The sequence below is a fragment of the Collinsella sp. HCP28S3_E12 genome, from assembly GCF_052065595.1.
Taxonomy (GTDB): Bacteria; Actinomycetota; Coriobacteriia; order Coriobacteriales; family Coriobacteriaceae; genus Collinsella.
Genome location: NZ_JBQHTS010000002.1, coordinates 103054 through 116592, shown reverse-complemented (window position 1 = coordinate 116592; position 13539 = coordinate 103054). Strand labels below are relative to the sequence as shown.

At 59.9% G+C, this 13539-nt stretch carries 11 protein-coding genes; 7 read left to right on the top strand and 4 right to left on the bottom strand.

All coding sequences use genetic code 11. The features are described 5' to 3' along the window. Positions 1–117 precede the first annotated feature (117 nt). Positions 118–1137: a glycosyltransferase gene (locus ACTNBY_RS01365; RefSeq protein WP_441063081.1), complete on the top strand. Its 1020-nt coding sequence runs from the start codon at positions 118–120 to the stop codon at positions 1135–1137. An 11-nt stretch (positions 1138–1148) separates the two neighbouring features. Here ACTNBY_RS01365 and ACTNBY_RS01360 read toward each other — a convergent pair whose 3' ends face one another. The 3 genes from ACTNBY_RS01360 to ACTNBY_RS01350 form a co-directional block, all read right to left on the bottom strand. Next, positions 1149–2945: an AAA family ATPase gene (locus tag ACTNBY_RS01360; protein WP_441063080.1), complete on the bottom strand. Its 1797-nt coding sequence runs from the start codon at positions 2943–2945 to the stop codon at positions 1149–1151. Between the two features lie 202 nt (positions 2946–3147). Then, positions 3148–4797 carry a hypothetical protein gene (locus tag ACTNBY_RS01355; protein WP_441063079.1) on the bottom strand — a complete coding sequence of 550 codons (1650 nt, stop codon included), beginning with the start codon at positions 4795–4797 and terminating at the stop codon, positions 3148–3150. Positions 4798–4935: 138 nt separating this feature from the next. Beyond that, positions 4936–5367: an RrF2 family transcriptional regulator gene (locus ACTNBY_RS01350; protein ID WP_154518293.1), complete on the bottom strand. Its 432-nt coding sequence runs from the start codon at positions 5365–5367 to the stop codon at positions 4936–4938. 223 nt (positions 5368–5590) lie between these two features. Here ACTNBY_RS01350 and sufC point away from each other — a divergent pair, with 223 nt between their 5' ends. From sufC to sufU, 5 genes are read left to right on the top strand one after another with little or no spacing between them, the layout of a single operon-like run. Next, the gene (sufC, locus tag ACTNBY_RS01345) at positions 5591–6391 is read left to right on the top strand and encodes a Fe-S cluster assembly ATPase SufC (RefSeq protein WP_427718800.1); all 801 of its coding nucleotides are present in this window, start codon (positions 5591–5593) and stop codon (positions 6389–6391) included. A 12-nt stretch (positions 6392–6403) separates the two neighbouring features. Then, the gene (gene sufB, locus ACTNBY_RS01340; protein WP_441063078.1) at positions 6404–7816 is read left to right on the top strand and encodes a Fe-S cluster assembly protein SufB; all 1413 of its coding nucleotides are present in this window, start codon (positions 6404–6406) and stop codon (positions 7814–7816) included. After that, complete coding sequence (locus tag ACTNBY_RS01335) at positions 7816–9195, top strand: SufB/SufD family protein (RefSeq protein WP_441063077.1); 1380 nt, start codon at positions 7816–7818, stop codon at positions 9193–9195. The genes sufB and ACTNBY_RS01335 overlap by 1 nt, the downstream gene beginning before the upstream one ends. Further along, positions 9192–10517, top strand: coding sequence for an aminotransferase class V-fold PLP-dependent enzyme (locus tag ACTNBY_RS01330; RefSeq protein WP_441063076.1), 1326 nt, complete (start codon positions 9192–9194; stop codon positions 10515–10517). Before ACTNBY_RS01335 ends, ACTNBY_RS01330 begins: the two co-directional genes overlap by 4 nt. After that, positions 10510–10944, top strand: coding sequence for a Fe-S cluster assembly sulfur transfer protein SufU (gene sufU, locus ACTNBY_RS01325; protein WP_427718807.1), 435 nt, complete (start codon positions 10510–10512; stop codon positions 10942–10944). The genes ACTNBY_RS01330 and sufU overlap by 8 nt, the downstream gene beginning before the upstream one ends. A 633-nt stretch (positions 10945–11577) precedes the next feature. Here sufU and ACTNBY_RS01320 read toward each other — a convergent pair. Further along, the gene (locus ACTNBY_RS01320; protein WP_441063075.1) at positions 11578–12390 is read right to left on the bottom strand and encodes a transposase; all 813 of its coding nucleotides are present in this window, start codon (positions 12388–12390) and stop codon (positions 11578–11580) included. A 403-nt stretch (positions 12391–12793) separates the two neighbouring features. Between ACTNBY_RS01320 and ACTNBY_RS01315 the strand changes: the two genes are divergently transcribed. Further along, the gene (locus ACTNBY_RS01315; protein WP_006235554.1) at positions 12794–13528 is read left to right on the top strand and encodes an iron-sulfur cluster assembly scaffold protein; all 735 of its coding nucleotides are present in this window, start codon (positions 12794–12796) and stop codon (positions 13526–13528) included. Positions 13529–13539 lie beyond the last annotated feature (11 nt).

The following is a 13539-nucleotide window of genomic DNA, read 5'->3' as shown; positions in this document are numbered from 1 at the left end:
ATTAGCGGAACATTACCCGCGGGCGCCCGCCTACGCTTACAATAGTCGTGTCCCATGGGACACGTTGTTTATTCCGCAGGGCCGATATGCTGCCCACGCGAAAGGATATTCTCGTTCATGACTTCTACCCTCCCCGCTCCCATCGACAAGCTCGCCATCGTCGTCGTCACCTATAAGCGCCAGGAACTCCTGGCCAACCTGTTCGACTCCATGACCGAGCTCACGGCAACGCCCTGGCGTATCGTGATCGTCGACAACGAGAATTCGCGCGAGACCAAGGCCATGTGCGCGGCGTTTAACGAGCGCCTCGCCAACCTGTGGGGCATCGACGCCGATCAGCCCGACGCGCAGGGCGGCACCGACCGCGTCATCTACGCCCCGCAGCTCAAAAACGGTGGCGGCGCGGGCGGCTTTTCCGCCGGCACCAAGTGCGCCTACGATCTGGGCGCCCAGTGGTTTTGGGTGATGGACGACGACGTGCTCGTCATCCCGGAGGGCATCGAGCGCCTGGCCAAGTGGACCGACCGCTACGACGTCATCCAGGGTTCGCGCCTGGACTTTGACGGCGGCGCCTTCTTTTGGCAGTACCAGCTTATCCTTTCGCTTGGCATCCCCAACCCCATCGCTAAGTGGGACCTGGGACCCGAGGGCTATCGCGCCATGAACCAGCTGTGCTTTGAGGGCGGCCTGTTCTCACGCCGCGTTGTCGACAAGATCGGCCTGCCTGACGCTCGTTTCTTTATCTACGGCGACGATGCCTGCTATGGCTATGTCGCCAGCCAACACTTCCCTGCCGCCGTGGTTGCCGACGTGGTGCTCAAGCGCGCCCGCGCCGTCTCCAACTGGGATATCGCCGGTAAGCGTCAGCTCAATTCCACCAGTGACACCAATCGCTACTACATCATGCGTAACCGCGGCTACTTGGCCCGCTACATGCAAATCTACGGTGATTACCACCCCATTTTGTTCCGTTTGGGCAATGTGGCGACCTTCTGCAAGGAGTTTATCCGCCTTGCCGCCGTCGACAAGTGCTTTAAGACCGGCATTCCGGCGCTGCGCCGTGGCATGAAGGATGCCCGCAAGATCGTACGCGACCCCAACTGGAAGCCCATGCCGCCCATGAAGGAAACCGAGTAAAGCCGGCCCTCCTATAACTTCTGACATGCGACGGCAACTCGCTGTCCATCAAAGCCAAACCCCCAGCGCATGCGGCCCACGGCAGGACGTGGCACGCGAATGTCGTCGAGACCGCTCCGCTCGATATCGAGCAATGCCTGTACCGACAGAAGCTCTAGGCCCAACGCATCGACATCGGGGTCGTACAGCATGCTGACCGAGATCAGCGGGCGGCTATCCAATATGCCAAGTGTATCCGCCGCATCAAAGGTATTGGCGGCCGGAAACACCTGGAAACCCCCAAACTCCGAACCGTGCGCTCGTTTTGTAACGGGGTCGGCATACCCAGGCAACCCAAAACAAAGACCCTGCAGTGCCAAACGAAAAGCCAGTAGCAAATCCGACACGTCTCCATCGACGCCCAAGTCATTAATAATTGCGTCCAAAGCTCGCCTAACTGCACGCTCGTCTCCGCGGCAAAGACCCTCTTGGAAATCATCGATAGTCTCGGCACTCTCGGCAGCGCACTCGAACCATTCGATAATCACAAGACGCAGCGCATGCCGGAGCTCGTTATTGGGAAGGCGCAGGGCGCGGGGCAGACTGCCGTCCGCCTGGCGATCAGTCGCATCTGTCGTCAGGAGTCCACTCAAATACAAATCGGTCCAAATACCTTCCGCTGTCCCGGCATCAGGCTTCACGGCGTCCAAGCACAGTGGCCCCTTAACACAGCCATACGGATTAAGCAAATCAAACATTGCCGCAAGCCATCTTAAATCCCAGGCGCCCACAGTCTCGTTCAGACAATCGGCATAGCAACATACATCAAAGCGCGTTGGCGGCAGGCAGCCCCGAGCCAAGAACTCAACCACACGCGTCGGGTTCGAACAATAGAACCCGCCAAACCGGTAGCCTTCGAACCATTCACGCGCGCAATCCAGTCTGTCGCTCTGACCAGTGTAATCTAGCAGCGCCCTGTTTTCGGCATCCGAAAAACCAAAGCGGCGATCGCACCAGCTCGACAAGGGCGAAGCCAAACAATACGGGCAGTTGCGATGCGCAAATGCCGCCTGCGCGGGGCCGGGTCGCTCCCCCATCAAGCAAACCAGCCGCAAAGAATCGAACGAGGAGACAATGCCCTCAAAGAGCAGGCGGTCAAGCAACTCGATAAAGCACGAGCCATAGGCGGCCTGCACCTGCATATGATTCGAAAACGCCGCGTCATACCCATCAACCAGCAGCACAACCTGTTCATCACATGCCATACGGAGGAGCTCGATTAACACGCCAAGAGCCGAATCGATTTCATCAGGAGCGGCAACACCACGTGCTACGCGCTCGATATGGCGCACGTCGCCGCGCGCTAAATCGGGAACTTCCAGCAGCGGCAACAGACGAGCGCACTCACGAGCGACGGCATCGCGCATGGCGGCCTCGGCATCGCCGCCTCGATAGGAGGAAGCAGAAAAATCCAAAACAATGACCGGATAGCGTGCATACTCATCACGATAGATGCCATCTTCTGCGTCCCATATTTGGCTACCGATGAACAGATTCACGCTCGACGAGCCGGGCACAGGACGCTCCAGATAACATTTGAGCATGGAGAGGTTCATACTCTTGCCAAACCCATGAGGCCGACAACAAAGCGCCACAGTCGATTCGCAATCTAAGATATCGGCAATAAACATGGTCTTATCAACTAAAACACAATGATCGGCGGCATCGGCAAAATCATGAATATCAATCGGCAGAACAGCATTTCCGCCGGGATTGAGCAACTTTACGTCAAAGGTGTTATCAATATCATACATTGCCTGTTCAGACACCGTTTTATCTCCCCTTTTATAATAACGATGCCATTTTAGCGACTATCTTGATAACAATTTTATTGTTCAACAAATGATTCGGGTAACGGTAGAAATGACTCCATAAGGGGGGCATAACAAAACGATTCGCAACAAATAGGGGTCCGGTGCTATCGCATCGGGCCCCTATTTCAATCCCTAAGGCAAAACACTCGCTGAGAGCCTACTTTTGGGCGTCTTTCTCCGCAGCGTCTTTGTTTTGCTGGTCAAGTTTATGCTTACCGCTCACAATAGACGTAGCGCCCAATGTGGCCAAGCTCGCGCTGGCAAGGCTCGCCATCAAAATCAAGTCACCCGTCTTGGGCATGCTGCCCTTAGAGGACTCAGTCGTCGTGGCTGAAGCAGTCACAACCTTGGTCTTACCCTGGTTCTGGTCGGCGGCATCATCAACCAGGCCCTTGGACCCATTGTCGTCCGTGTGCTTGCCATCCTTATCAAGGCGGGGATCCTTCGATTCCGCACCGTCTGATTCCGTGCCCTTGTCGGAATCAGACCCCTTAGAACCCTCGTCCTTCGAATCGCCCTTAGCATCCTCGGTCTTTTCCGTAGCGCCCTGGTCGGAGCCATCCTTCTTGGAAGACGAGCTGCTGTTGATGTCAACCATCAGCGAGGAGCCAAACATGGAGCCAAGTTGTTCGCTCGCAGAGGGTTTGCCATTCGTCGACGAGTCGCTCGAACCGGCAGTCGATCCACCGGCGGAAGAACCAGACCCTGCCGCAGCATCTGCGGAATTCGAAGGCGAGGCAGACCCCGCGCTGCCGCCCGATGCGACATCGCCATTTCCGTCGCTTGCTCCGGCATCGTATGAAGGAGCATCGACGGTATCCTCGTCGGCACCATTGGTATCGGCACTAGGCCCAGAGGGAGCAACGGGAGCGGCGGGCGCCTGGCTAGGCGCTGGAGTCACGGGCTTGGGCTCAGGCTCGGGCTCAGGCTCGACCGGCGGCGTCGCCGCGGCCTCGTCCTCGGTAATATAGACCAGGCAATCCTTAAGCTCGTTCTTGTAACGGTTCTTCCAGCCCTCGTGATATTGCGGCTGGCTCGAGTACTTACGGGCAACGTTATTGACCACGCTGCTGGAAAGCGCCGTCACAAATTCACGGTCGGTCATATCGTTTGTAAGATTTGCCCAGCGGAAAAAGTCCTGGCAGCCATAGGTGCCGCACATGTTGGTGATGCTCCACACCATACCCTTGACGCAATCGACGCGGCCAGAGATATCAATACCAAGCGCGCTCTTGAGCCAGGCCTCGGTCACCGCGTAATAGGAGTTGTATGCATATGAATCTTGCAGCGCCGAGAACTCAGCCGGATCGGCATTATAGGCGCCCTGGAAGGCCTCCTGTGCAATACGGCCCAGCTCCGTCAGCTGGCCATTGGAATACATGGGGTTGCTTGCGTTGGAGATATCGCCCCCGCGTTCAATTGCAGACTTAAGCATGCCGTACTTGGCAGGATTGTAGTTATAGACCTGCTTCATAAACGGGACGAGCGACCAGCGTCGGTCGAACTGGTAATAGCCCAGCGCGTTATAGCCGTCGCCATACGAAAAGCCCTGGTTATAGTTGCCGTGGCTCTCATACTTGGTAAAGTACTTCATCTCGCTGGTCACATTGACAAACGAGACACCTTGGACCGACCTCAGCACGCCCGAGAAAGACTGCTGGGTATAAAGGCCCTTATCGATATCGGTGGCATCCGAGGCAACGCCCGGCGTGGGCTCATCCGCAGCAGCGGGCGCGGGCGCGGCAACGGCGCCAAACGAAAGAGCCAGCGTCAATCCGGCAACAATCGCAGAATGCTTGGGCTGCATAAGATCCTCCTTGCATTGGTGTAGTTAAAGTGCAGTTTGCAAAGATAGATTTAAGTATCGCAGCAAGACCGATGTCGTACAACAACAACTCGACAAACGGTAACGCCCTCCGCGAAATCTTGAGGAATTGCGCTCGAGTTACAGCTTGATATCGAAGTTAATCTCGGGCACGGCCGCCAAGTCGGCCAACGTCACGCCGTCGACGTACTTTTCAATCACGTCGTCCAGACCGCGCCAGAACTTCACAGTAGAGCACAGATCGCTGCGAGTGCAGTTGTTATCGATGCCATCGCATGCGACGGGCGCCGTGCTGCCCTCGACAGCGCGCAGTATATCGCCGGCTCGCACCTCGGCCGGGTCCACGGCCATCATGTAGCCGCCGCCCTTGCCGCGCACACTCTTGAGCAGGCCCGCCTTCATAAGCGGACGGACCAGCTGCTCCAAATACTTTTGCGAAATATGCTCACGGTCGGCAATCTCGCGCAGGGCGATTTTGCCCTCGGCGTCACCGAGCGCCGCGATATAAATCATCAAACGGAGGGCATAGCGGCCCTTAGAAGAAATGAGCATACCTACCCTCCCGGTGCGCTTGAGAAAAAATCATCAGCAGAGTTTGCCCCCGATGCCAAGCGTGTGGGACAGACAATCCCGATTATTATGTCCCACATCTGAAAAGTCGAGTGGATTAGTCGGGTTTTCCCTTGACTAACGCCGAACCCATAGTAACTTTATTCCGAGAAGATTCCTAGGGTTTAGTACACCTATGAGTACACCATATACAGAGAGGGACAGCATGAGCGCAAATCCGCTGCTTTCCATCGAAGGTCTGACCGCCTCCGTGGACGAGAAGACCATCCTCCACAACGTCAACCTCAACGTCGCCGCCGGCGAGACCCATGTGCTGATGGGGCCCAACGGCGCCGGCAAGTCCACCCTCGGCCACCTGGTCATGGGCGACCCCGTCTACACCGTGCAGAACGGGCGCATCGTCTTTGACGGCCAGGACATCACCGAGCTCACCACCGACAAGCGTTCGCGCGCCGGCCTGTTCCTGAGCTTCCAGGCTCCGGTCGAGATCCCGGGCGTGCCGCTGTCGAGCTTTTTGCGCGCCAGCATCGCCGGCCGCCCCGGCCTGGAGATGAAGGGCAAGGAATTCCGCCGTCGCGTCAAGGAGCTCGCGGCCGAGCTCAACATGGACACCGCCTACCTCAACCGCGAGCTGGGCGTAGGCTTCTCGGGCGGCGAGAAAAAGAAGGTCGAAATGCTCCAGCTTCTGCTGCTGCAGCCCAAACTCGCCATCCTGGACGAGACCGACTCCGGCCTGGACGTCGACGCCCTGTCCACCGTCAGCCACGGCATGGACGCCTACCGCAAGAGCTGCAACGGTTCCATGCTCATCATCACGCACAACACGCGCATCCTGGAGCACCTGGATGTCGACCGCGTCCACGTTATGGTCAAGGGCCACATCGTGCGCGAGGACGACGCCTCGCTGATCCCTTGGATCGACAAGAACGGCTTTGAGGCCTTCGAGCGCGAGGCCGCCGAGCAGCGCGCCCAGGCCGAGGCCGCCGCTGCCGAGCAGCAGGCGTAAAGGGGCGACGCAATGACCAAGAACCGCACCGAGGTCGCGGACATCGACCGCAGCCTCTACGACTTCACCTATGGCGAGGAGGGATTCGAGCGCCTCGACGCCGGCATCACGCCCGACATCGTGCGCGAGATCAGCGCCAAAAAGGACGAGCCACAGTGGATGCTCGACCTGCGCCTCAAGTCCCTCGAGATTTTCAACCGTTTTCCCGACCCGACGTGGGGCCCCTCCATCGAGGGCCTGGACATGGACAACATCGTCACCTACGTCAAGCCCAACACCGACCAAAAGCACGACTGGGAGTCGGTGCCCGACGACATCAAGAACACCTTTGAGCGCCTGGGCATCCCCGAGGCCGAGCGCAGCTACCTGGCGGGCGTCGGCGCGCAGTACGACTCCGAGCTCGTCTACCACAACATGCAGGACACCGCGTCCAAGATGGGCATCGTCTACTCCGGCATCGAGGAGGCCCTGCACGACCCGCAGTGGGAGCCACTCATCCACGAGAAGTTTATGACGCTCATCCCGCCCACCGACCACAAGTTTGCGGCCCTGCACGGCGCAGTATGGTCGGGCGGCTCGTTTGTCTACGTGCCCCAGGGCACCAAGCTCGATTTTCCGCTGCAGAGCTACTTCCGCCTCAACGCCAAGGGCGCCGGCCAGTTTGAGCACACGCTCATCATCGTCGAGGACGATGCCGACCTGCACTTTATCGAGGGCTGCTCCGCGCCCAAGTACAACGTGGCCAACCTCCACGCCGGCGCTGTGGAGCTCTTTGTGGGCAAGCGTGCGCACCTGCGCTATTCGACCATCGAGAACTGGTCCAAGAACATGTACAACCTCAACACCAAGCGTGCGCGCGTGGACGAGGACGGCGACATCGAGTGGATCAGCGGCTCCTTCGGCAGCCATGTGGGCTACCTCTACCCCATGAGCGTGCTCAACGGCCGCCGCGCCCGCTCGAGCTTTACCGGCATCACCTTTGCCGGCGCCGGCCAGAACCTCGATACCGGCTGCAAAGTCGTACTCAACGCGCCCGAGACCTCGGCGACCGTCGAGACCAAGGGCATCTCCAAGAGCGGCGGCATCCAGACCTTCCGCAGCTCCATCGTGGCCACGCCTAAGGCCGAGGGCTCCAAGGCAACCGTGAGCTGCCAGTCGCTGATGCTCGACGACCAGAGCCGCTCCGACACCATCCCCGCCATGGACATCCGCGCCAAGAACGTCGACATCGGCCACGAGGCCACCATCGGCCGCATCGGCGACGACAAGGTGTTCTACCTGATGAGCCGCGGCATCTCGGAGGAAGAGGCCCGCACCATGATCGTCAACGGCTTTGCCAACCCGGTCTCCAAGGAGCTGCCGCTTGAGTACGCCGTCGAGATGAACAACCTGATCAAGCTCGAGATGGAAGGAGCGATCGGATAATGAAACAGACCACGAACACGCCGAACGCATTTACGTCATCCGAGCTTCTGCAGTGCGACGTATCGGGAGCGACGAGCCCGACGACGCGTACTAAAGGTACGCGAGGAGGGTCGGAGCCCCGAGACGGCGTGCTGCAGGAGATCGGGGGCGTCAACGCGATGCCGGCTGCCACTTGGGGCTGGCTCAAGATGAACCAGACCAAGCTCGAGCTTTCGGACGAACTTGCTGCCGCTCCTGCCGAGACCGTTGAGGTCGAGGGCCTGGACGAGCAGATCCATGGTGCGGCCGACGCCTTCGACGCCGCCATGGACGCCATGGCCGAGCGCTTCCCCGAGCGCCGCGCCTCTGCCCCCGGCGACGCCGCCGACCGCGCCCGCATCACGCCCGAGACCGAGCTCGACGTGCCTGCCACTTCCGTCTACCAGGCCGGCGCCATCAAGCTCGAGGAGGAGCTCTCCCCCGCTGAAGCCTTCGAGACCGGCATGGGCGAGGCCGCCTACGCCTATCTGGCCGACCATGCCACCAAGCACATCGTCATCGATGTGCCCGCCTACGGCCGTGCCACGGTCACCGTACGCGTGAGTGGCGTCGACGCCGCGGCTGCGATTGCCGCCATCGATGTCGTCGCCCGCCCGCAGGCAACGCTCGACCTGCAGATCGCCCTGGACTCCCCCGTTACCGGCGAAGGCGTCGTGGGCTCCGTGCTGCGGGTGTGCGCCCACGAGTACGCCACCGTCAACGTGACCTGCACGCAGACGCTCGACGACAGCTGGATCGCACTCGACGACACCGGCCTGTTCCTGGACGAGGGCGCGCGCGTCAACGTGCAGCACACCGTACTGGGTGCTGGCGCCAGCGCCACCGGCCTTGCCGGCGACCTGCTGGGCGACACCGCCAAGGTGACGATCGATACCGATTACCTGGGTGCTCGCGAACAAGTGCGCGACTTTAACTACGAGCTGCGCCACCGCGGCCGCAAGACCGAGTGCGAGATCGATGCCAACGGCGTGCTGACCGGCACGTCCAAGAAGGTCTACCGCGGCACCATCGACCTCGTGCACGGCTGCAAGGGTGCTGTCGGCACCGAGCGCGAGACGGTGCTGTTGGCCAACAAGGGCGTCGACAACAAGACCGTTCCCGTCATCCTCTGCGACGAGGACGACGTCGCCGGCAACCACGGCGCCACCATCGGCCACGTCCGCGACGAGCAGCTGTTCTACCTCGCCTGCCGCGGTCTTGACCAAAATGCCGCCGAGGACCTGTTCATCCGTGCCAAGCTGGAGGACGCCGCACTTTCCGCGACCGACGAGCGCACCCGCGCCGCCGTCGTCCGCCTGGGCAACAACCTGATCGATAACTTTGAGGAGGAGCTCGCATGATCGACACCGAGCACGTTAAATGCGATACCTGTACTGCCCCCGAGCCCATGGAGTTCGACGCCAGCGATGAGGCCTCGCGTGGCTGGCCGACCGTCGACATCGAGACCAACCCCTACAAGGCGCAGTTCCCGCTGTTCCAACAGCACCCCGAGATTGCCTTCCTCGATAGCGCCGCCACCGCGCAGCGCCCCGCCTGCGTGCTCGACGCCGAGCGCGACTTCTACCAGCGTATGAACGCCAACCCCCTGCGCGGCCTGTACTCGCTGTCCGTCGAGGCCACCGATGCCATCGCGAAGGTGCGCCAGCAGATCGCTGACCTCATCGGCGCCTCCCAGGCTAATGAGATCGTCTTCACCCGCAACACGAGCGAGTCGCTCAACCTGGTCGCCAAGAGCTTTGCGCCCACGGTGCTCGAGCCCGGTGACGAGGTCGTCATCACCATCATGGAGCACCACTCCAACCTGATTCCGTGGCAGCAGGTCTGCCGCGAGACCGGCGCCAAGCTCGTCTACCTCTACCCCACCAAGACCGGTCAGCTCACGACCGAGGAAGTGCTTGCCAAGGTTGGCCCCAAGACCAAGATCTTGGCCGTGGGTCAGGTCTCTAACGTGCTGGGCGTCGAGAACCCGGTCAAGAATCTCGGCAAGCTCGTGCACAAGTACGGCGGCTATCTGGTCGTCGACGGCGCGCAGTCGCTGCCGCACATGCCGGTCGATGTGGCCGATCTGGGAGCCGACTTCTTTGCCTTTAGCGCGCACAAGGCCATGGGCCCCATGGGCATCGGCGTGCTGTGGGGCAAGATGGATCTGCTCAACGCCATGCCGCCCATGCTTACCGGTGGCGAGATGATCGATTCGGTCACCGAGCAGGACGCCGCCTGGGCGCCCGTCCCCGAGAAGTTCGAGGCCGGCACGCAGGACGCCGCCGGCATCTTCGCCACGGGCGCGGCGCTTGATTACCTGGTTAATACGGTGGGCTACGAAAACATCCAGGCACGAGAGCAGGCACTCGTCCACTACCTGATGGGCGAGCTCATGCAGCTCGACTTTGTCCAGATCATCGGCTCCATCTATTGGGACAACCACCACGGGGTCGTGAGCTTTAACGTCAAGGGCATCCACCCTCACGACGTCGCGAGCATCATGGACATGGACGGCGTCTGCATCCGTGCCGGCCACCACTGCGCGCAGCCGCTGCTCACCTGGCTGGGCGTCGAGAACCTTGCCTGCTGCCGCGCCAGCGTGGCCTTCTACAACGACAAGGCCGATATCGATAAGTTCATCGCCGGCCTGCATCACGTTTGGAGTACGTTCAATGGGTAATCTGTACACCTCCACCACGTTTATGGAGCACAACTCCCACCCCGACTACAAGTACGAGATGGATGCCCCCACGCACGAGCACGACGGCATCAACCCCAGCTGCGGCGATGAGCTCACCCTGCAGCTGCGTGTCGAGAACGATGTAATCGAGGAGGCTTCCTTTACCGGGCACGGCTGCGCCATCAGCCAGGCCAGCGCCGACATCATGGCCGACCTCATCACGGGCGAAACGGTCGAGGAGGCTCGTCGTCTGGCAGGGCTTTTCCTCGCCATGATCCGTGGCGAGGAGCTCTCCGAGGAAGACTTGGAAGACTTAGACGAGGCCGCTCAGCTCCAGGACATCTCACACATGCCCGCCCGCGTCAAATGCGCCGAGCTCGCCTGGCGAACTCTCGACGGCATGCTCGAGGGTCAGGCTAACCAGTAACGGATGCCCCGAATCCAAGGTTTTTGATTGCCGAGCCGCCCGATACGGGCGGCTCGGCTTTTTCATAACGAGCGCACGCGCAGCCACGCTTCCGGCACCCAATCTGTCATTTATCGCACGGCCAACCGCAAGCACAAGCGTTTTTCACAGTACCAAAGGCTTGCCACAGGGCCACGGGGCACGCCGAGCAAAGCGCCAGGCACCGTCCTACTAGGCTCCGGCTCGCCTCCTGCCTGCCGCAGACGGGTCCCCTAGGGTGCGGCGTGCATTTTTGCGAGTTTTCAGCACGCCAAGCTATGTGCATACAAATCACGAGCATAAATTAGCGCCTTCGGGCGCGTATATATTGCGTTTTAGAACAGGCATTACGGTCTACGGGGACGCAAACGCGTGCTTCGGGGCGTATTGGCAGACAAATAATTGTCTCGGGGCCCGCAAGTTGCAAGGTTATAGCAGTTCCGACAGCACTACGATGCTGAAAACTCCGCTTTTTGCACGGCGTGGACGGGGGTAGGCACGGGCAAAACCGGACTGAGCTATTGTTTTATGCAAGACGGAAATCATTCTATGCATATTTAGAGGTGCAGTTAACGTCCAAGCATTTAGAATGATGGTCCCAGTGGGCAGACAGCCCTATCCCAGGCTGTCATCAGTCCGCACCGTCGTTCGAGCACGGGCACGCACAATACGAGAAGCGGTACTTTTGCTTATCCCCGTATACCGCTCAATTTGGCGCACCGTAAAACCAGCATCGTGCAATCCAAGAATAACGATGTTGCGCTGCGCCGGCGGCGCCGCTTTAACCCTCTGGAGCGCAACCCCGCATCCCTTCGCCAACTCGTCGGCAAAGGTGCGCCGCTCCAACTCCATCTCTACCAAATCGCGCATCACCGGATCGCCGCCGTCGGCCGTCGAAAGCGAATAGGCAATAAAGGCTTTGGCAGAACCAAAAAGCTCAAGCACGCAAGAAGGATCGGAAAATACCCTCGTAGCATCTGCCTCGTCACCGTCGTAAACGCGCAGATGCTCCGCAAAGCTGCTCCAGGGATAACGCTCAATTAGGTTGATGCCCGCATCCTGCGGATCGGCGTGAACGGAGCGAACAGCCTCCATCACCTCCCGGTCGGTATCGAGCGAACAGCGCTCAAAACGTTCCCGGAACAGGCAGCCCGAACGCCCGGTACGCTTATTGAACCGACGAGCATACGTCAACAGCAGGCGTTGCATGGCTGCACTCATGTTGTCCTCATAATCCAAAAGTACCAGATCAACATGGTCGCCCATGAGGCACCACGCCACAATCGTTACCTGGGCATCGCGGCAGCAGTCGCGCATCAGCTCCAAAAACTCCCACCGGTCCTCGTCGCTCTCAAAGATCAGCTGACTGCCCATACCGCGGGCACAGACATGGTAAAAACCGGTGATCGTTTTCCAAACGCGCTGCATAGTGCTCCCTTCGCCGGGACCTGCTTACCATCCAATACATCACGATTGAAACGTGCCATCAAAACATTCACGCAAAATGGCACCCGTCGACGGTAAAAGGCGGCAAACCGACGGCGAATGGCATCATAACCACAGGCTAGACACCGCAACAGGGGCAAGAACTAACTAAATACTTGACCAGAACTGACCCCCTATAACGTATCGCATAACCGCAACCAAGCTTGTTAAATCGTTTCAATTGAAAGTTCCGCGCTTCTCGTTACGAAAACTGCGCCGTTCGCCGAATATTCCGTGCATTTCGCGGTATTATAGGGGCTGCATGTCATGTCCCTTTCGAAGGGTCGCCCGGCAATCACCAGCCACGACCTCCAGACGGGACGCCAATACGATAGAGAGGAGAGGCATGCAGTACTCACAGGAAGTGGAGAACATGTGCCCCGTTGCCAAGGGTGCATACCACGGCCCCGCACCCATCCCCGAGGAGGGCAAGTGGGTCCAGGCTAAGGAGATTTCCGACATCTCCGGTCTTACGCACGGTGTGGGTTGGTGCGCACCTCAGCAGGGCGCCTGCAAGCTCACGCTGAACGTCAAGGACGGCATCATCGAGGAGGCCCTCGTTGAGACCATCGGCTGCTCGGGCATGACCCACTCTGCTGCCATGGCTTCCGAGATCCTTCCCGGCAAGACCATCCTCGAGGCCCTCAACACCGACCTCGTCTGCGACGCCATCAACGTTGCTATGCGCGAGATCTTCCTGCAGATCGTTTACGGCCGCAGCCAGACCGCGTTCTCCGAGGGCGGCCTGCCCGTGGGCGCCTCCCTCGACGACCTCGGCAAGGGCCTTCGCTCTCAGGTCGGCACCATGTTCGGCACCAAGGCCAAGGGCGCTCGTTACCTCGAGCTCGCTCAGGGCTACGTCACCCGCATGGCTCTCAACGACAAGAACGAGATCATCGCGTTCGAGTTCCTGAACCTCGGCAAGTTCACCGACGCCGTCAAGGCCGGCAAGACCCCCGAGGAGGCCATCGCTGGCGCCATGGGCCACTATGGTCAGTGGGAGAACGCTGCCAAGTACATCGACCCGCGCACCGACGAGGAGACTCACTCCGTCGCCAGCGTGTTCCCGGTTCACGAGTAGAAAGGGAGGGA